The sequence below is a fragment of the Microbacterium sp. KSW4-4 genome (assembly GCF_023091185.1).
Taxonomy (GTDB): domain Bacteria; phylum Actinomycetota; class Actinomycetes; order Actinomycetales; family Microbacteriaceae; genus Microbacterium; species Microbacterium paraoxydans.
In genome coordinates this window covers 823,671-842,096 of record NZ_JAHWXJ010000001.1, presented here as the reverse complement: position 1 = coordinate 842,096, position 18,426 = coordinate 823,671, and the positions used below count along the sequence as shown (strand labels likewise).

The 18,426-nt window shown below is 70.9% G+C and carries 17 protein-coding genes; 15 read left to right on the top strand and 2 right to left on the bottom strand.

Translation table 11 applies throughout. The features are described 5' to 3' along the window. The first annotated feature begins 25 nt into the window (after positions 1–25). From KZC57_RS04195 to KZC57_RS04140, 12 genes are all read left to right on the top strand, one after another. Positions 26–1,069 carry an agmatine/peptidylarginine deiminase gene (locus KZC57_RS04195; protein ID WP_247641105.1) on the top strand — a complete coding sequence of 348 codons (1,044 nt, stop codon included), beginning with the start codon at positions 26–28 and terminating at the stop codon, positions 1,067–1,069. Further along, positions 1,066–2,784, top strand: a complete 1,719-nt coding sequence (locus tag KZC57_RS04190) for an amidase (RefSeq protein ID WP_247641104.1) — start codon at positions 1,066–1,068, stop codon at positions 2,782–2,784. The genes KZC57_RS04195 and KZC57_RS04190 overlap by 4 nt, the downstream gene beginning before the upstream one ends. Beyond that, positions 2,781–3,884 (top strand): C45 family peptidase, encoded by a 1,104-nt coding sequence (locus tag KZC57_RS04185; protein WP_247641103.1) that lies wholly within the window; start codon positions 2,781–2,783, stop codon positions 3,882–3,884. Before KZC57_RS04190 ends, KZC57_RS04185 begins: the two co-directional genes overlap by 4 nt. A 19-nt stretch (positions 3,885–3,903) precedes the next feature. Further along, on the top strand, positions 3,904–5,547 hold the full coding sequence (locus tag KZC57_RS04180; protein ID WP_247641102.1) for an amidohydrolase: 1,644 nt from the start codon (positions 3,904–3,906) through the stop codon (positions 5,545–5,547). Between the two features lie 68 nt (positions 5,548–5,615). Further along, positions 5,616–7,079: a cytosine permease gene (locus KZC57_RS04175; RefSeq protein WP_247641101.1), complete on the top strand. Its 1,464-nt coding sequence runs from the start codon at positions 5,616–5,618 to the stop codon at positions 7,077–7,079. Between the two features lie 85 nt (positions 7,080–7,164). Next, entirely contained in the window at positions 7,165–7,515 is a 351-nt protein-coding gene (locus KZC57_RS04170) for a hypothetical protein (protein WP_247641100.1), read from the top strand. 37 nt (positions 7,516–7,552) lie between these two features. Continuing rightward, a complete protein-coding gene (locus KZC57_RS04165; RefSeq protein ID WP_247641099.1) occupies positions 7,553–10,615 on the top strand; it encodes a hypothetical protein in 3,063 nt (1,020 codons plus the stop codon). Further along, a complete protein-coding gene (locus KZC57_RS04160; RefSeq protein ID WP_060921133.1) occupies positions 10,612–11,067 on the top strand; it encodes a DUF6389 family protein in 456 nt (151 codons plus the stop codon). The genes KZC57_RS04165 and KZC57_RS04160 overlap by 4 nt, the downstream gene beginning before the upstream one ends. Before the next feature lie 59 nt (positions 11,068–11,126). After that, on the top strand, positions 11,127–12,032 hold the full coding sequence (locus KZC57_RS04155; protein WP_247641098.1) for a LysR family transcriptional regulator: 906 nt from the start codon (positions 11,127–11,129) through the stop codon (positions 12,030–12,032). Between the two features lie 108 nt (positions 12,033–12,140). After that, complete coding sequence (locus KZC57_RS04150; RefSeq protein WP_060921135.1) at positions 12,141–12,926, top strand: SDR family NAD(P)-dependent oxidoreductase; 786 nt, start codon at positions 12,141–12,143, stop codon at positions 12,924–12,926. Between the two features lie 114 nt (positions 12,927–13,040). Beyond that, a complete protein-coding gene (locus tag KZC57_RS04145; RefSeq protein ID WP_060921136.1) occupies positions 13,041–13,358 on the top strand; it encodes a hypothetical protein in 318 nt (105 codons plus the stop codon). Beyond that, positions 13,358–13,570, top strand: a complete 213-nt coding sequence (locus tag KZC57_RS04140; RefSeq protein WP_060921137.1) for a DUF2188 domain-containing protein — start codon at positions 13,358–13,360, stop codon at positions 13,568–13,570. Before KZC57_RS04145 ends, KZC57_RS04140 begins: the two co-directional genes overlap by 1 nt. 14 nt (positions 13,571–13,584) lie before the next feature. Here KZC57_RS04140 and helR read toward each other — a convergent pair whose 3' ends face one another. Beyond that, the gene (gene helR / locus KZC57_RS04135; RefSeq protein WP_247641097.1) at positions 13,585–15,714 is read right to left on the bottom strand and encodes an RNA polymerase recycling motor ATPase HelR; all 2,130 of its coding nucleotides are present in this window, start codon (positions 15,712–15,714) and stop codon (positions 13,585–13,587) included. 128 nt (positions 15,715–15,842) lie between these two features. On the opposite strand from helR, the gene KZC57_RS04130 reads away from it, so the two are divergent. Next, the gene (locus KZC57_RS04130; RefSeq protein WP_144881329.1) at positions 15,843–16,424 is read left to right on the top strand and encodes an NADPH-dependent FMN reductase; all 582 of its coding nucleotides are present in this window, start codon (positions 15,843–15,845) and stop codon (positions 16,422–16,424) included. Positions 16,425–16,441: 17 nt separating this feature from the next. Here the strand turns inward: KZC57_RS04130 and KZC57_RS04125 are convergent, their stop codons facing one another. Continuing rightward, on the bottom strand, positions 16,442–17,317 hold the full coding sequence (locus KZC57_RS04125; RefSeq protein ID WP_247641096.1) for a DUF72 domain-containing protein: 876 nt from the start codon (positions 17,315–17,317) through the stop codon (positions 16,442–16,444). A gap of 84 nt (positions 17,318–17,401) precedes the next feature. Between KZC57_RS04125 and KZC57_RS04120 the strand changes: the two genes are divergently transcribed. Both KZC57_RS04120 and KZC57_RS04115 read left to right on the top strand, forming a co-directional pair. Beyond that, positions 17,402–17,617, top strand: a complete 216-nt coding sequence (locus tag KZC57_RS04120; protein WP_247641095.1) for a hypothetical protein — start codon at positions 17,402–17,404, stop codon at positions 17,615–17,617. 389 nt (positions 17,618–18,006) lie between these two features. Further along, positions 18,007–18,387, top strand: a complete 381-nt coding sequence (locus tag KZC57_RS04115; protein ID WP_105950055.1) for a hypothetical protein — start codon at positions 18,007–18,009, stop codon at positions 18,385–18,387. The last annotated feature ends 39 nt before the right edge of the window (positions 18,388–18,426 follow it).

The following is an 18,426-nucleotide window of genomic DNA, read 5'->3' as shown; positions in this document are numbered from 1 at the left end:
AGCCGTTGTCGGCAAAGGAGATGACATGGGCTGGCGGATGCCGCACGAGGGCGAACGGCACGAACGCACCTGGATGGCGTTTCCGCGCGTGGGCGTCACCTTGGGCGACGGTGCTGCCTGGCGCGACACGGCGTACCGCGCGTGGACCGACGTCGCCCTGGCGATCGCCGAGTTCGAACCGATCACGATGGTCGTGGACCCGACCGAGATGGGGCGGGCGCGGGACATGCTCGGCTCGGCCGTCGAGATCGTCGAGTCGCCGCTGGACGAGTTCTGGATGCGCGACTTCGGCCCGACCTTCGTCCTCGACGACGATCGGCCGGGCGTCCTCGGCGCGGTCGACTGGATCTTCAACGGCTGGGGTGCGCCCGCGTGGGCCGAGTGGCAGGTGTCGGCCGGCGTCGCGCGCATCGTCGCTGCACACGTCGGAGCCGAGCACATCAGTTCGGTGCTCGTGAACGAGGGCGGCGGCATCCATGTCGACGGCGAGGGCACGGTGCTGCTCACCGAGACCGTGCAGCTCGACCCGAACCGCAATCCCTACGCCGACAGGGGCCGCGTCGAAGCCGAACTCGCACGCACGATCGGCGCGACCACAGCCATCTGGCTGCCGCGAGGCCTCACGCGCGACTACGACGAGTTCGGCACCAACGGGCACGTCGACATCGTCGCCGCGTTCGCCGCTCCGGGCCGGGTGCTGCTGCACCGCCAGGACGACGCGGGACACCCCGACCACGTCGTCACTCGGGAGCTGAAGGCGTTCCTGCAAGACCAGACGGATGCCGCGGGCCGCCCGCTCGAGATCATCGACGTCCCGGCCCCCGAGACCCTCCGCGACGACGAGGGGTACGTGGACTGGAGCTACATCAACCACCTCGTGGTGAACGACGCGGTGATCGCGTGCGGGTTCGGTGAGGACGCCGCCGATGCCCGCGCGCGGGACATCCTCGGATCCGCGTACCCCGGGCGACAGATCGTGACCGTCGACGCGCGCCCGATCTTCGCGCGCGGCGGCGGCATCCACTGCATCACCCAGCAGCAGCCGGCACCGATCGAGGCACCCGCATGATCGACGTCGTCGAAGCATCCATCGCGGACCTGCGGCGAGCACTCGAGACCGGTGCGGCTACGAGCGTCGCGCTGGTGCAGGCCTATCTCGCCCGCATCGACGCGTACGACGCCCCCGGCACCGATACCGCGCTCAACGCGGTCGTCGTCCGCAACCCCGACGCCCTCGCCGAAGCCGCGGCGTCCGATGCCCGCAGGGCGGCCCGGCACTCGCTCGGCCCGCTGGACGGCATCCCGTACACAGCGAAGGACAGCTACCTCGTCGCCGGGCTCACCGCGGCATGCGGATCCCCGGCGTTCGCGGATCTGGTCGCGCAGCGGGACGCGTTCACGATCGAACGGCTCAGGGCCGGCGGGGCGATCTGCCTCGGCCTGACCAACATGCCGCCGATGGCGAACGGCGGGATGCAGCGCGGTGTGTACGGACGAGCGGAGAGCCCGTACAGCGCCGACTGGCTGACCAGTGCGTTCGGATCCGGCTCCAACGGATCGGGCACCGCGACCGCCGCGAGCTTCGCTGCCTTCGGACTCGGCGAGGAGACCTGGTCGAGCGGTCGGGCACCGGCGTCGAACAACGCCCTCTGCGCATACACGCCCAGCCGTGGCGTCATCTCCGTGCGCGGCAACTGGCCGCTGGTGCCCACGATGGACGTCGTGGTGCCGCATACCCGCACGATGGCCGATCTCTTCGAGGTGCTCGACGTGATCGTCGCTGATGACGCCGACGTCCGCGGCGACTTCTGGCGCGCCCAGCCGTGGGTGCGTATTCCTGCGGCATCCGAGGTGCGTCCGTCGTCGTACCGCGACCTCGCCGCGGCCGACCCTCGTTCCGCTCTCGCCGGCCGGCGCTTCGGCGTGCCGCGCATGTACATCAATGCCGATCCGGATGCCGGCACCGGCACCACCATCGGAGGCGCGTCCGGGCAGCGCATCGTGACCCGGGCGTCCGTCATCGATCTCTGGGAGCAGGCGCGCCGAGACCTCGAAGACGCCGGCGCCCACGTGGTCGAGGTCGACTTCCCGGTCGTCACCAACTACGAGGGTGACCGCGCCGGGGCGCCGACCGTGCGCACCAGGGGACTGGTGTCCGAGCGGTTCCTGCGCTCCGAGATCGAGGATCTCTCGGCCTGGGCGTGGGACGACTTCCTGCGCGCGAACGGCGACCCCGCGCTCGACCGGCTCGAACTCGTCGACGGCGCGAGCATCTTCCCGCATCCGAGAGGTGCCCTCCCGGATCGCTACACCGGCTTCGATGACGAGATCGCCGGGTATCCGGCCCTCGTCCGCGAGCGCCCGTACGCGTCATTCACCGACATCCCGCATCTCGAGGAGGGCGTGCGCGGGCTCGAGGAGACCCGCCGCGTCGACCTCGAGGAGTGGATGGACGCGCTCGGCCTCGACGCCGTGATCTTCCCCGCCGTCGCCGACGTCGGCCCCGCCGACATGGACGTGAACCCGGCATCCGCCGACGCGGGTTGGCGCAACGGTGTGTGGGTCGCGAACGGGAATCTCGTGATCCGACATCTCGGCATCCCGACCGTCACGGTGCCGATGGGCACGACGGCAGACATCGGGATGCCGGTGGGGCTGACCATCGCGGGCCGCGGCTGGGACGACTCCGCCCTGCTGCGCCTCGCCGCCGCGTTCGAGGCGACCGGCGAGCGCCGTACTGCACCGCCGCGCACTCCCGCTCTTCCCGGACAGGAACTCTCGTGACGTCGCCCTTTCCGCGCCCGGAGCAGCGCCTGCAGATCACGGCCGACGCCTCGGATCCGCTCCAGCGCGGCGTCGAGCGCGGCAGGCAGCTGCGTGAGACTCTGCCCGGCGCGATCGACGCGTATGACCGGCTCTTCCGCCTCGGCGCCGTCGACGAGAAGACCGTGCGCGACGACGCCGAGCGGCTGCTCGACGTGATCGATGCCCACCGTCCGGCGCTGCGCGCGCAGATCGAGGGCGTCGCCGCCGGTGCGGATGCCGAGATCTGGCGCGTCGCAGCATTGAACGGCCGCACGGAGATCCTGTCCCGCAGCATCGCCGTACCGCCGGGGGAGTGCTCGACAATCGTGCGCTCGATCCGCGATGCGGACGGCCGCGCGCGCACCCTCGGGGTGCAGACGTGGGACTGGCACATGGAGATCGCGCCGTACTGGCACACGATCATCTCGCGCGGCGGCGTCCACGACTACGCCGGACTCACCGAATGCGGCATCCTCGGCAAGATCGGTGTGAACAGCGCCGGCGTCGCGCTGCACTTCAACATCCTGGGGCACCGGTCCGACCGGCCAGAGGGCATCCCGATGCACGTGCTCGCCGCTCTCGTGCTCGAGGAGGCCTCCAGCGTCGCGCACGCCGTCGAACTGGTGCGCGAGGCGCCGGTCACGAGCTCCGGCTCGTTCGCGCTCTTCGACGCCGCGGGCGACGCCGTGCTGCTGGACATCTGCCCCGAAGGCGTGTTCTCCGCGCCCGCGATCACCGAGGGCACCTGGCTGCGCACGAATCACTTCCTCACCGAAGCACCGGCGGCGCACGAGAAGACCTGGCTGTACCAGCCCGACTCCGGTCAGCGCTGGGACTTCCTCCGGGGTCGACTGCTGTCGGCGGGCGCAGCGACGGATGCCGAGCAGCTGCGCGCGATGCTCGTGACCGGCGACGGCGAGCCTCCGGTGACCTGCATACCCGACCTCGCGCTTCCGCTGGGACAGCGGTGGGCCAGCCTGGCCACCGTCGTGCTCGACCCCGCCGGTCGTCGCGCCGACGTGCTCGACGGCACTCCGGCCGAAAACGCCACCCGCCCGCATCTGGCGCTCGCGCTCTGACCCGATCGAAGGGACCACCATGACCGACACCGCCACCGTCTATCGCAACGCCATCGTCTTCGATGGGCTCGCAGATGCTCCGGTGCAGTCCGCGTTCGCCGTGCGCGGCGATCGCATCCTCGCCGTCGGCACGGAGGCGGAGGTCCACGCCGCGGCAGGTGAGGGTGCCGCCGTCGTGGACCTCGGCGGGGCGTTCGTGATGCCGGGCGTCATCGAGGCGCACGCGCACCTAACGATGTTCGGCCACGCGCAGGGCAAGGTGCAACTCCGCGACTGCACCTCGGTGGCACAGATCCAGCAGCGGCTGCTCGATGCACGGGCGATGAACCCGGACGCGACGGTCATCGAGGGGGTCAGCTGGCTGTTCGACGCTCTGCCTGACGGCGTCACCCAGCCGACCGCGGCGATGATCGACGAGGTGATCGACGACATCCCGGTCTTCCTCGACGCGAACGACCTGCACAGCACCTGGGTGAACACAGCCGCGCTGCGCGCCGCCGGCATAGACCGCGACACCGTCGACCCGATCGGCGGCCAGGTCGTGCGGGACGACGACGGAGAGGCGACCGGGTTCCTGCTCGAGACCGCGGCGATGGATCTGCTCGCGGACTATCTCGACGGCATCCGGACCGAGGAGGAGGTCGACGGCCACCTCGAGCTCGCCTTCGGCGCGTATCTGGCGGCCGGCGTCACCGGTGCCGCCGACATGGGGATGACAGAGCAGTCGATGGCGGCGCTGCGGCGTCGGCTCGACCGCGACGGTCGGCTGCCGTTCCCGGTCACCGCGCACTGGTGGCTGAGCTCCACCGGCGATCCGGCAGCCGATCTCGCCCAGGTCGAGCGTGCGGTGCAGCTGCGTGACGAACTCGATGCCACGGGCACGCCGTGGCTGAAGGTCGTCGGGGTGAAGTTCATCCTCGACGGCGTGATCGACGCGTGCACCGCCGCGATGGTGCGCCCGTATGCCGACGGCTCGAACGCCGACCCGATCTGGAGCCGCGAGGCCGCGACGCCGGTCGCGATCGCCGCCGACCGCGCCGGCCTGCAGCTCGCGATGCACGCGATCGGAGACGCGGCGAGCGCACTGGCCGTCGACCTCGTCGAGGCCTGCGAGCGGGCGAACAGCACCGACATCGCCCGCCGCCCGCGCATCGAGCATCTGGAGTCGGTCGCGCCCGAGACGGTCGCACGGATGCGCGCGCACGGCATCGCGGCATCCATGCAGCCGGTGCACTGCGACCCCGCCATCCTGGACAACTGGATGGCGATGCTCGGCGATCAGCGCGCTGAGGACGGCTTCCCGTGGAACTGGTTCCGCGACGTCGACGTTCCCGTCGCGCTGGGTACCGACGCCCCCACCGCACCCCACGAGGCTCTGCACAACCTGTTCATCGCGATGACCGGGCGATCCTCGATCGACCGCGCGCTGCCGCCGTACCACCCCGAGCGTGCGTTCACCGCCGCGCAGGCACTCGCTGCGGCGACGTCCGGCGCGGCCCACGTCGGCGCGATCGACGACGCCTACGGCCGGATCGCGCCCGGCTTCTTCGCGAACGTCGCCGTGCTGGACATCGACCCGCTGTCCGCGCCGACCGACGACCTGCTCACCGGAGCCGTGCTGCTCACCCTCGTACACGGCGAGGTCGCCTACCGGCGACCATGAGCTCCCGCTCCTGAATCCCGAACGCCCCCTGCACCGACGCAGGAGGGTGCCCTTCTGGAAGGACCGTCATGTCCGACACATCCGCCACCCCCGCTCCCGGTGCCGTCGCGCCCGGATCCGAGTCCGATTTCGTCGACTCCGCCAGCACCCCCGAGACCCGGGGCATCGAACTCATCGACGACGCCCAACGGCACGGGAGAGCGCGCGATCTGTTCTTCGTCTGGAGCGCTCCGGGCGTCAGCGTGCTGAACATCACGGTCGGCGCCTCGATGACGCTCGTGCTCGGCCTGGAGATCTGGCAGGCGCTGCTCGTGATCCTGGCATCGAGCGCGCTCGCTCTGCTGCCCGGTATCGTCGCCATCTCCGGACCGGCCGCCGGCACCTCCGGCTCCGTGGTCCAGCGAGCGATCTACGGCATCCACGGCAACAAGATCGTCATCGCGTTCTACGGCTGGTTCATCTCGGGCGTCTTCCTCGCGCTGAACTGGGTGGCGGCGTCATTCATCGGCGGCGAACTGCTCGTGCGGTGGGGCTTCCCCGATCCGATCGCGGCATCGATCCTGGTGGCGGTCGTGGTCTCGACGATCACCGTGATCGTCGCCGTGTACGGTCACGCCCTCATCCTGAAGGCCTACCTGGCGATCTCGATCGGGCTGTTCGTGATCTTCGCACTCGTCATCGGCTTCCTCGCGCCCGCGCTGGATTGGGGGTTCGCGCAGCCCGAGCCGCTCAGCGGGCTGCCGCTGTGGGTGAGCGTCACGATCGCGTTCGCGCTGATGGCATCGTCGCCGCTGTCGTTCAGCAACAGCGCCGATATGGCCCGCTATCTGCCACGCGACACCAAAGCGTCCGGCATCATCGGCGCGACGGCGCTGGGACAGCTCTTCCCCGCGGTGCTCATCACCGCCTTCGGCGTCGTGCTGGGCGGCTCCATCGGGCCTGACAGTCTCGCGAACGGCATCGAGTACTCCCTGCTCGAGAAGCTGCCGGTGTGGCTCGCCCCGCTGTTCGTGCTCGGCGTCCTGGTGAACTGCATCTCGCTCAACGGCATGACGACCTACACGGCGAGCATGGCGCTGCAGTCGATCGGCGTGCCGATCCGCCGCATCCCCTCCGCGATCCTCATCGGTGCGCTCGGCTGCGCGTTCACGATCGTGCTCGTCGTGGCATCCGACCTGATCAGCGCCGTCAACCTGATGCTGCAGTTCCTGCTGATCATCTCCGTGCCCACGATGGGTGTCTACGTCGCCGACATCGTCCTGCGCCGCAACCGGTACTCCGGGACCGACCTGTTCGACGAGCGGCCCGGCGGCAGGTTCTGGTACACCGGCGGCTTCGGCATCCCAGGTCTCGTCTCCGTGGTCGCCGGTGGCTTCGCCACCGCGATGTTCCTGTCGACGACCGTGTGGACCGGCCCGCTCGGCGCGGCGCTGGGCGGGCTCGACCTCTCGGTGCCGGTCGGGCTCCTGGTCTCGATGGGCCTGTACGCCGTGCTCGCAGGACGGACGGTGCGCACGCAGATCGGGGGCTGAGCCCGGCGGCCTCCGCGATTGCTCTCTTCGGGCTCGGGCGTCAAGGGGGGCGCGGTGCCGTCGTCCCCCGTCCTACCGTTCCCCCATGGCTATCGAACTGAACCGACCGGCGCTGAAGCTCGCGCGCTCCCTCGTCCGCGACGGCAAGGTCGTGCGGGACGAACGCGACGACTGGTCCGAGGCGGCGCCCAGCGCGGAGGACGAGAACCGCTTCATCGACGAGCACGGATGGACGGAGTTCGCCCACTGGCACCTCGGCATCGACAAGAGCGAGAACCCCGAGACGAAGAAGGCGTACAGCTTTCCGTTCGGCGACCTCCGGAAGGTGCGCCGCTCCGGAGTGATCTCAGGGGAGAGCCGCGCCGGACAGTATGACCACGAGGAGATCCGCGACGAGTTGCGGAAGCTCCTCGAGCTCATCGACTCCGAGGATTGACGCCGCGCGTCCGTATGCTCGTCCCAAGGCTGTTTCGATGACGACGGGGTGGGGCATGGTCGATGACACCGGCAGGGACGACACGGACGCGAGCGGCGAGACGGAGGACGACCTCCCGTACTACACACCGCCGTTCGGCAGGGAAGAGGTCCCCGGGTTCCTCGACCGACTCGTCGCCCACCTGCTCGCGGGAGAGACGCGCGAGGCCTTCACGTTCGAGGGGGTGGAGGTCGAGGAGTCGCAGGGCGTCTGGCTGCTCCCGCTCGGCGGCTACGACCCCGACGCCGACGAGTCGCTGCAGCCGAACCCACCCGCCGACCTCGTGGTCCCCGAGGGCGGATTCGCCGCCTACGCGGAGGAGTGGACGGAGGGCGTGCGCCGGACGCTGCACGAAGCGTGGGGTGCGCCGATGGTCCGGAAGCCGTCGCTCGTGGGGGAGAACCAGGATCCGGAGGGCATCCTCGACGTGGTCCTCGTCTCGGTCGGCATCCCGGAGGCGGAGATGTGGGACCGCGGCGATCTGTACTGCGTGCTGGTCACGAACTGGGACGCCGAACCGCGGGAGAGCATGCTGCGCCAGGCGATGGTCGTGCTGCCGCGGGAGTACGCCGTCGGCAGCCTCAGCGCGCTCCTTCCCGAGGAGGACATGCACAACGACCTCCTCATGAACGGCGAGCATCCGCTCGAGCTCCGACGCCGCGCCTGGCTGCTGAGCACACTGTTCGGCGCCGGGGAGGTGCGGCTGCGCGACGTCGACACCCCGGCGTCCCGCTTCAGCCTGCAGTCGCGCAGCGGGGTGACGACGGTCTGGACGTTCACGGACGACGGCCGCATCCTCGTCCTCATCCAGGACCCGACGTCGACGTTCGCGGACGAAGCGCCGGCGCAGTTCCTCGCGGAGGTGGCGCAGCAGCACGGTGGCGATGCGGCGGATGCCGCGGATCCGTCCGAACGGGAGGCGGACCTGGCGGAGGCCTGGCTGATCCTGGCCGCGCGCATGCTCGACAGGGTTCCGGACGACCTCCGCGCCCTCATCGCCGCCCGAGGCGAGGACGCCCGCGGCGAGGTCGCGGAGCACGATCTGGAGTTCCGCATGCTCGGCGACGAACCCGTGCCGGTCATCACCGGCGCGGTGTGGTTCGACGGGGAGCACTGGTGCGTCTCGCCCTCGCTCATGGAGATCGGCCGCCGCAACGACTTCGGCATGGACGACTTCGGCTTCGGCGCCGCGGTGCGGCAGCCGTATCGCCTCGGCGGCGCCCTCACCGTCGACGAGATGTCGCGGGAAGGGGACGAACGACGCACCTGGTTCGAGCGGGTCTTCGCCGCGTGCCCGTACCCGGAGCAGGACCGCCCGTCCGACACGGACCGCCTCGGCTACGCGGTGCCGACGAGCGGCGACTATCACGACCTCGTGGCGGACATCGAGCGCGTCACCAGAGCGTGGTGGGAGCGCTCGCCGGAGGACGCCGACTGGGCGGATCGGACGTTCGAGATCGGCGGACGCGGGCTCCGCGACGACCACGGTCGGGCGCTCCGCGTCGTGCTCGCGTCAGGGGAGGTGTGGACGGTCGATGCGCTGCAGGCCTGGGCGGACGACCTCATCGGCGTCATGAGCGAAAGGTGGGGAACGGCCGGGGAGATCCATGCTCGCAACGAGAAGACCGGGATCGATCGCCGCAGTCCGCTCACCCGCGTCATGCGCGCCACGGGCCTCCTCACCGCGCCGCTCTGGTGGGTGAACGGCCATGCGGTCGCTGTGGTCGCCGGAACGCCCGACCCCTCGTACGGCGACGACCCCGAGGTCATCATCGTCATCGCGCGACCGGACGCCGTGCTCGACCTCGCGCGCGGGAGCAACCCATGGGAGCTCCGCATCCGCGCCCGGATCATCTCCGACGTCTCCGTCCTCGTGGGCGGCGCGCCCGCGTCCGGACCCTTGCCGTGGAACGGCCCGCCGCTCGCCGGCTCCTCCCTCGTCCCCGATGCGATGCGCGGCGGCTTCCGCACCGGAGACCACTTCTGGACCTGGTACTTCACCCACGACGGGCGCGGCCTCCTCCTGTCCCATCCGACGGGTCCCGACGCCGCCGCCCGACCCGAGCCCTCCTTCGAGGAACAGGTCGCCCTGTTCTGCGGCGTGCCCGACGACCTGCTGTCGCTCGTGGTCGACCGAGACCCGGGAGGGTTCTTCCCGGTCGTGCATCGCGGGGCCTCGGCCCCTGGCTCCGCTGGGACCGAGAACCTCCTCGCCGGCGCGGCGACCCTGCCCGCCGTGCACGCGGTGTTCTGGCGGGACGACGTCGACTGGCGCGCCTCGGAGGGGATGCTGCAGCGGGTCCGTGACGCCATCGACCCGGACGATGTGGACACGACGAACCCCCTGGAGACCATCTACTCCGAGGCCCTCGGGGTGCCGCAGCTCCAGTGGGCTCTGCGGATGGGGGAGCGCATGGGGCCGCCGACTCTCCTCGATGCGTCGTACGCGAGCTTCGTCTTCGATCGGGTGCCCGAGCGGGAGGAGATCGAGCACGTCTACGCGGGCCTCGGGGTGTTCCCCGATCTCGCACTCACCGGCACGCTCAACGACCTCCTCGACGTCGTCGTCGATGCTCCGGGGTACCGGTTCCTCCTCGAGGCCGCGCTCAGCAACCCGCACCCCCAGCGCCGCCGCGAGCTCGCGCTCTGGCTCTTGGACCAGCGCCTCGACGCCTCATCCTCCCTGTCGTTCCTGAGCCCGGTCAACGTCCTCTTCGCCAACCCCACGCTGGGCGCGGAGGATGAGCCGGTGCTGCGACGCCTGCTCGAGCGGGGCGCGATCCCGGGCCCGACACCCGTCGCGACGCTCCCGGAGGGGCATCCGTTCGTGCAGCTGCTGCATCGCGACATCGAGGAGACCGCGCTGGCGCCGCTGGTGCGGACCCTCCTCGTGCACGGTGACGTCGATCCCGCGACGCCCGCTCTCCCCGACGGTCGCAGCTTGCTGGACTTCGCATCCGGCGCCTTCCCGCACGGGCGGTCCCGAGATGCGCTCGCGTCGGCGATCCGAGAGCTCGTCGCGGGCGGCGCCGTGGACACCGACGCCGAGCCGGAGCGATGAGCGCTCCGGAGCCCGGAGCGCGCGTGGACGACGCCGAGCCCTACGCCCGCGCCCTGCGAGCCGTGCTCGACGGGGAGAGCGAGCGCGTCGCCGCCGCGCTGGGGGACCTGCATCGGGCCGCCGTCGAAGCGGAGAGCGGTGTGGAAGCGATCCTCATCGACGTCTTCGTCGACCAGGACGGCGAGGGCCCCTTCGACGTCTGGGCGCGGTTCGACGGGGCCGACGCCTTCGACCTGGACCGGCGGTTCGACGACCAGCGCCACCTGTTCGGTGTGGAGTGGACCGCGGACGGCTGGGAGCCCGCGGTGCCCTCGCGCCCGCGCGGATGGACGCGGGATCGCCTGGAGGAAGCCGTCCTCGTGGTCGTCGCCGAATGGATAGAGGGCCTGCTCCCGACCGGCGCGAGGGAGGGCCTCTTTTGGGTCGGCGCTCCCGACCTCGGCTACGCCTGACGGAGCGCGGACTGCCCCGAGCGGCCCGGCCAGCCGTCGTCCGGTGATAACGTCGGGCTATGAGCGACCGCGTGAGCCTCGAAGCCTTCCGCTATGCCCAGGCCGTCTCGGAGACCCACTCCTTCGGCGCCGCCGCGCGTGCCTACGGCGTGACGCAGCCGGCCCTCTCGACCGGGATCTCCAAGCTGGAGGACCGCCTGGGGGAGCGCCTGTTCGAGCGCTCGCCCCGCGGGGTCGTCCCGACAGCCTTCGGCGCGCATCTCCTCCCGGTCATCGACCGCGCGCTCCTCGCCGTGGACCAGGTCGCTGCCGAGGCCGCGCGCTGGAACCGGTCGGCCGATGCGCGGGTGCGGGTCGGGGTCTCGCCGCTCATGAATCCGGCCATCGTCGCGCGCGCCTACACGGCCGTGTGCGCGCTTCCCGCCTCGCCGGCGCCGCGGCAGCTCGTCCTCCGCGAGGCGAACGTCGCCGACCTGCGGCGTGAGCTCTCCGCCGGGGAGCTGGATCTCATCCTCGTCCCCTCCGTCGCACCGATGCCCCGCTTCCGGCACCGCATCGTCGATGCGGAGCCGGTGGTCGTCGTGGACCACGAGCCGTCACAGGGCGGCGCGGTCGAGCTCAGCGACCTCACCGACACGCCCCTCATCCTGATGCCGGACACGTGCGGGCTGACAACCTTCACCACCGATCTCTTCGACGCGAACGACGTGCCGTTGAGCGCCTACGACGGCGAGGCCGCGACCTATCGGGTGCTCGAGGAATGGGCGAAGCTGGGCCTCGGCACGGCGGTCATCCCACGCTCGAAGCTCGCCTCCCCGGACGCGCCGCATCGCCCGCTGCGTGAACGCGGCATGGACGTGGAGATCTTCTACGAGGCGGTCTGGGACCCTTCCTCCCCGCTCGCCGACGACTTGGCCGACCTCACCGCCGCGCTCTCGCTGGACGCGGCGACTGCCGACTCATAAACAGGGGTTATCACTCGATCACGTGCGCTCGTCTACTCCCGACGGCTGCCGCTTCGTAGCGTGGAGACGAGACGGCACCCGCCGTCCAGGACGGAGAGGAGCCGCACCATGGCCGAGCTCGACAGGGAATTCACCGGACGCACCGCGATCGTGATCGGGGGCACGAGCGGGATGGGCCTCGCCATCGCCGAGCGGATCGGACGCGAGGGGGCCGCGGTCGTCGTGGTCGGACGGCGCGAGGAGAAGCTGGGGGCTGCGCGGACGTCTCTCGTCGGCCAGGGCATCGATGTGACCGTACTACAGGCCGATCTGACGGACCCCGCGAGCGTGGAAGCACTCCGTGCCCGGCTCGCCGCCGAGCACGCCGATGCCGACCTCCTCGTGAACGCCGCGGGCGTGTTCGCGCCGAAGCCGTTCCTCGAGCACACCGAAGCGGACTACGACGCGTATCTCGACCTCAACCGGGCGACCTTCTTCGTCACCCAGACGGTGGCCTCCGGCATGGTCGCGAAGGGCCAGGGCGGAGCCGTCGTCAACCTCGGCTCGATGTGGGCGCACCAGGCTGTGGCTGCGACGCCGTCCTCGGCGTACTCGATGGCCAAGGCCGGCCTGCACTCGCTCACCCAGCACCTGGGGATGGAGCTCGCGTCGCACGGCATCCGCGTGAACGCGATCGCCCCCGCCGTCGTACGGACGCCCATCTACGAGGGCTTCATCCCGAAGGACGAGGTCGACGGAGTCGTGTCGAGCTTCGACGCCTTCCACCCGCTCGGCCGTGTGGGAACCCCCGAGGACATCGCCGAGGTCGCCGCGTTCCTGCTCTCCGACCGCGCGAGCTGGGTGACCGGTGCGGTCTGGGACGCCGACGGCGGCGTCATGGCCGGTCGCAACTGACGCCGCCTCCTCGCGGAGTTCCGGAACCTAGCTGCTCGGCGAGGTCTCCTCAAGCCCCTCGGCGACTCCGGTTCCAGCCGGGAGACTGGGGCCAGCCCGATCGAAGGAGGAGACATGGAATCGACACCCGACGACGTCGGCGGTCAGCCGTTGCGCGACGGCGACGCCACCACCGAGGCTGACCCGAGCAACGATCCCGCGCAGGCGGAATGGGAGCGCACGGAAGCCCTCGACGACGGTGCGGCACCGGAGGATCTGGAGGAGTCGACCGCCACCGGCCGCGATCCCGACGAGATCCCCGATCCCGACGATGAGGTGCCGGCGGCGGACCTGCCGGGTTCCGCGCCGCAGCCGGAGAGCCAAGGGGAGGATCCGGTCCTCGCCGATCTCGGCGAAGAAGGCCAGGGTGACCTGGGGCCGGGGGACGTCTGATGGCCATCACGTCGATCGTCACCCGCTCGAAGAACGGCCAGTGGGTCAACGAGGTGGAGGGCGCGCCGGAGCTCTCCCGCAGCTACACCAGCCGCGATGAGGCGATCGAGGAGGGGGAAGCGCTCGCCTCCGAGCACGGCGCCCGCCATGAGGTCGAGGAGAGCGAGCCGACCGGCACGATCACCGACGGCGGCGACCCGCACGACGTCTGAAGCCCGGCGGCTGCTCAGCGCAAGATGACGAGTTCGCGCGTCGTGCGGGTCATCGCCACATAGCGGTCGACCGCCCCCGTGCGCCCGGAGCCGAATGCCTCCGGGCGCACGAGGACCACGAGGTCGAACTCCAGTCCTTTGGCCTCCTCCGGCGTCAGTGCCCGGACCCGGGGCCGCGGCACTAAGGTGGGGTCGCCGATGACGGCGGCGACTCCCTCCGGGTTCGTCGCGAGCCACGCCTCCAGCACCGCGTCTCGCTCGGGCACCGCGCCGTGCCGGATCGGGATGCCGCTCTCCCGCACGGACGTCGGGACGTTGGCGTCGGGGAATGCCTCGCGGATCGTCGGTGCGGCCAACGCCATGACCTCGGCCGGAGTGCGGTAGTTCACCCGGAGCGAGGAGACGCGCGCGTTCCGCAGGCCGAGGCGTTCGAGGCGCGCGGGCCACGACTCCGTGAACTCCCGCCGCGCTTGGGCCCTGTCGCCCACGACCGTGAAGCTGCGGGAGGGGCACCGCGCGATCAGCATGCGCCACTGCGCATCGGTGAGCTCCTGCGCCTCGTCGACGACGATGTGACCGAAGGGGCCGGCGAGCTCGTCGGGCGGAAGCGGGGGAGGCACGTCCGCTCCGGCGAGAACGTTCTGCGCATCCTGACCTCGCAGGATCGACATCACTTTCATCTCGCTGTCGTCGCTCGCGACGAGATGGTCGACCACCGCCGACATCTGCTCCTGCGCCGCGGCCGCCGCGCCCTGCCGGCGGTGCTGCTCGCGGACGGCCTCGGGGTCGCCGATCCGGCGGTGCGCGGCATCGAGGAGGGGAAGGTCCGGGTCCGTCCAGGGCGCCCCCTCGGCACGGTGCAGCAGGGCGAGCTCCTCGGGCGCGAGGTCGGGGGCGCACCGCGCGAGCAGCGTCGGGGACGCCCAGAGCGCGGCGACCACGGCGTCCGGCGTCAGCAGCGGCCACGCCCGTACAAAGGTCCCGGTGAGTTCGTCGTCGTGCCGCAGCCACCGGCGGATCGAGGACTCCGGGACATCCTCGTCGCGCATCTGGTCGACGAGCAGTTCCAGCAGCTCCTCCCAGACCTCGTCGCGGGCCTCGTTGTGCGGGGAAGTCGGATCCGCCGAGGCGAACAGCTCGGCCCAGTCCTCTCGGCCGATCCAGAGATCGGCCCACGGCGTCTCGATGCGGAGCGCATGCCGCGGTGGCCGGGTCAGGACGGCGACGGCCGCCCCGATCACCTGGTCCGGGTCGAGACTCTGCTTCAGCTCGGCCACGCGGTGGTCCGGCTCCGTGACCGCGCCCGCGCCCTCGGGAGTGAGGTCGCGCAGGGTGCACAACCTCACCGTGTCCTCGCCGAGACTCGGCAGCACGTCCTCCACATAGCCGAGGTACTGCGGGTTCGGACCCACGAGGAGCATGCCGCCGCCGCCGTTCGTCAGTCGCGGTTCGGCGTACAGGAGGTGTGCCGCCCGGTGCAGGGCCACCACCGTCTTCCCGGTGCCTGGGCCGCCGTCCACCACGAGAGTGCCGGGGGAGGGGGCTCGAACGATGGCGTCCTGATCCGCCTGGATCGTCGCCAGCACATCCCGCATCCGTCCGGTGCGATGCGCGTCCAGGCTCGCGAGGAACGTGGACTGGTCGTCGAGGGAGGCGGCGCCGTCGAGGCCCTCCGGCGACAGCGCCTCGTCCCAGTAGTCCGTGATCCTGCCTCGGTTCCAGCGGTACCGTCGCCGGGAGAGGAGGCCCCGGGGGTCTTCCCAGGTCGCGGCGAAGTACGGTTCCGCTGCCGGAGCCCGCCAGTCGACCAGCAGGCGGGTGCCGTCCGCATCGGACACCCCGGCGCGACCGATGTACACCGGCGGTCCGGCCGCGGGGGTCATCCGGCCCAGGCACATGTCGATGCCGTAGCGCTCCCGCAGGCGCAGCGTCGCGCTGAGGCGGCGGATCTCCAGGTCGCGATCGACCGCCGTGACGCCCGCGTCCGCGGCCTGCCGGCGCACGAGGGCGAGACGAGCGGTCAGGGCGTCGCGTTCCCGGGAGAGGGCGACGCCGAGCCGTCGGAGGTGGACGCGGTCGGCGGCGATGAGGTCGTCTGCGGACTTCGCCGCATGGTCGGCGGACAGGTCAAAGGGGTCGAGCACCGGAGGTCTCCTTCGCGAGGGCATGCGGGGGCACGCGAGCCGTCGATTCTGCCTCTCGAGGGGGGCCTTGTGGCAAGCCCCCACTCCGGCGATATCCTGGAGATGCAGGGAGACGAGGGGACCTCACCATGACCCATCGGATCGGCTACCTCATCGGCAGCCTCGCATCGGACTCCATCAACCGCGTCCTGGCCACGGCGCTCGTGCGGCTCGCCCCGCCGGACCTCGAACTCGTGGAGATCCCGATCCGCGACCTCCCCCTCTACAACCGCGACGACGAACTCGAACCGGTCGCTGCGGTCACCGCGTTCAAGAGTGCGGTCGAGCAGGCGGACGGGCTGCTGCTCGTGTCGCCGGAGTACAACCGCTCCATCCCCGGGGCGTTGAAGAACGCCATCGACTGGGGCTCGCGACCCTGGGGGCACAACTCGTTCGCACGAAAGCCCACGGGCATCATCGGCGCCTCGACCGGAGCGATCGGCACCGCGGTCATGCAGTCGTCGATGCGGAGCGTGCTGAGCTTCCTCAATGCGCCGCAGCTGAACGCCCCGGAGGCGTACATCACGTTCCGGCCCGAGGTGTTCGGCCCCGACGGGCAGGTGCACGACGCCGACACCGAGAAGTTCCTCGCGCACTACATGGAGGAGTACGCGGCGTTCGTCGAGCGGGTGCTGTCGCTCACCGCTCCGGGTCACGTCGGCGACCGGTAACCGCCGCGCTCGCCGCGTCAGGAGGGCGTGTCCGTCACGAGGTCCGTCACGAGGGCGCTCAACGCCAGGGCGTCGTGGGGTGCGTGCCCGCGGGCGTCGTTGTCGAAGTACACGAAGACGTCGCGCGGCTTCCCGTCGTCGGCCCCGGTCCCGTCGGCCCACCCGCGGATGAGCCTCGCCCACTCCTGCAGCTCCTCCTCGGTGTAGGCGCTGTGGTAGAGCATCTGCGCGCCGTGGAGACGGATGTAGACGAAGTCCGCGGTGAGGGCGTCGAACCGCGGCCACTTCCCGGCGGTGTCGGCGATGACGAGGGAGGTTCCGTGCTCCTGCAGGAGGCCAAGGCTCGACGGGTCGGCGAAGGAATCGGAACGCGGTTCGAGGGCGTAGCGGAGCGGGCGGTCGGCATCGATCTCCAGCCACGTCCGGTCCTGCAGCCGCTCGTCATGCCGCCGGGCGAGGGAGAGAGCCTCCGCCGCCGTCTGCGGGAGGGTGTCGAGGAACGCCTCCACGATCTCGGCGTCGAAATGCTGCCGCGCGGGGAGCTGCCAGAGGATCGGGCCGAGCCGGGGACCGAGGGCGAGGACGCCCGAGGCGAAGAAGTTGGCCAGCGCCTGTTCGACGTTGCGCAGCCGCAGCATGTGGCTGACGTAGCGGGAGCCCTTGACCGCGAACACGAAGTCGTCGGGAACGCTCGCCGCCCACCGGCGGTAGCTCTCGGGCCGCTGCAGCGAGTAGAACGAGCCGTTGAGCTCGACGGTGGGGAAGTGCGATCCGATGTGCTCGAGTTCTCGACGCTGCGGCAGGCCGCGCGGGTAGAAGTCGCCGCGCCACCGGGCGTACCGCCACCCGGAGACGCCGATGCGTACCCGGCCCTGCCCGCTCTTCCTCGTCACGGCCGGCTCCGTCGGGTCAAGCCCCTTGCCGCTGTCGTGCGGCCTCGGCAGGCTGGAGATACCCACACCGAAGGAGGAGAAGCCATGTCTCTCAATGACCATCCGATCGACGATGTGAAGCCCGAGGCCGACCTGCAGGAGCAGGAGCGCCTTGCGGAGGAGGTTCCCGAGGATCCGGAAGCGCCGACCCCCTCGGCACCGGAGCCGCACCCCATCGAGGCGGACCCGACGGACGCTGCGGAGCAGCGCATCGAAGTGCCGCTGGATGAGGACGGCGTCGACGAACCCGCCGACGACTGACGTCCTCCGGCGGCAGGTGAGCCGGCGCGGCGTTCGAGACAGGGGAGAGACGTCATGACGAACGACCGTAGTCCGAGCGGTGCGTGCCCTCGCCGGGGTTGACGCCCAGCAGGACGATGGCTAGCCGCGGGGTATGCCCTCTCGACGGGACCGCCCCAACCCGGTGCTGCCGAGAGGGCTCACCGTCCTACCCGGACGGTTGGGGAGGCGGCGAAGTCTCGCTGTCTCTACGGCCGATCCCCCAGAGATTCAGCCGGTAGCCCCCGCTACGAAGAGCAGAATATCCCTTAATCCTCTTGTCCGCCATTTGGGGGACAAAAGTTTCTTCGAAAAATTCTGCGCGGCTCTCGGCTCTGTCGCCGATACGGGCCGTTCCGTAGGGTGGGGACATGGACAGGATGCTCGTCTTCGCCGGTCAGGTGGCCCTCCCGGTCGGGCACCGGGTCGAGGTCTCCGAACTCGTCGACCCGCAGACGGATGGACCCGTCGTCCTCTCGCTGCTCGATCTGGACACCGGCATCCGCTACCGCCGCGCCGAGGAGCCGCGAGCCGAGGTGACGCACTGGATCGGTCGTGTCCTCGACTGCACGGTGGCCGTGGGCGTCGCTCCGCGGACGTCGCTGCTCATCGACCCCATCGGGCCGTCGGCCAGCGGCGCGGGCATCGCTCTGCGCGGCGCGGATGCGGCGGTCAACGCGGCCAAGGCGGAGGCGGATCGCTGGGGTGGATCGGACCGGCCCCCGCCGGAAGAGCCCGAACGCTTCTGGTGACCGCCGGAAGCCGGGCCGTCGCGCACCGGACTCCTCGGG

Coding starts and splice junctions, on each gene's coding strand:
- KZC57_RS04195 (WP_247641105.1), top strand. CDS start 26: ATGGGCTGGCGGATGCCGCACGAGGGCGAACGGCACGAACGCACCTGG.
- KZC57_RS04190 (WP_247641104.1), top strand. CDS start 1,066: ATGATCGACGTCGTCGAAGCATCCATCGCGGACCTGCGGCGAGCACTC.
- KZC57_RS04180 (WP_247641102.1), top strand. CDS start 3,904: ATGACCGACACCGCCACCGTCTATCGCAACGCCATCGTCTTCGATGGG.
- KZC57_RS04175 (WP_247641101.1), top strand. CDS start 5,616: ATGTCCGACACATCCGCCACCCCCGCTCCCGGTGCCGTCGCGCCCGGA.
- KZC57_RS04170 (WP_247641100.1), top strand. CDS start 7,165: ATGGCTATCGAACTGAACCGACCGGCGCTGAAGCTCGCGCGCTCCCTC.
- KZC57_RS04165 (WP_247641099.1), top strand. CDS start 7,553: ATGACGACGGGGTGGGGCATGGTCGATGACACCGGCAGGGACGACACG.
- KZC57_RS04160 (WP_060921133.1), top strand. CDS start 10,612: ATGAGCGCTCCGGAGCCCGGAGCGCGCGTGGACGACGCCGAGCCCTAC.
- KZC57_RS04155 (WP_247641098.1), top strand. CDS start 11,127: ATGAGCGACCGCGTGAGCCTCGAAGCCTTCCGCTATGCCCAGGCCGTC.
- KZC57_RS04150 (WP_060921135.1), top strand. CDS start 12,141: ATGGCCGAGCTCGACAGGGAATTCACCGGACGCACCGCGATCGTGATC.
- KZC57_RS04145 (WP_060921136.1), top strand. CDS start 13,041: ATGGAATCGACACCCGACGACGTCGGCGGTCAGCCGTTGCGCGACGGC.
- KZC57_RS04140 (WP_060921137.1), top strand. CDS start 13,358: ATGGCCATCACGTCGATCGTCACCCGCTCGAAGAACGGCCAGTGGGTC.
- KZC57_RS04130 (WP_144881329.1), top strand. CDS start 15,843: ATGACCCATCGGATCGGCTACCTCATCGGCAGCCTCGCATCGGACTCC.
- KZC57_RS04120 (WP_247641095.1), top strand. CDS start 17,402: ATGTCTCTCAATGACCATCCGATCGACGATGTGAAGCCCGAGGCCGAC.
- KZC57_RS04115 (WP_105950055.1), top strand. CDS start 18,007: ATGGACAGGATGCTCGTCTTCGCCGGTCAGGTGGCCCTCCCGGTCGGG.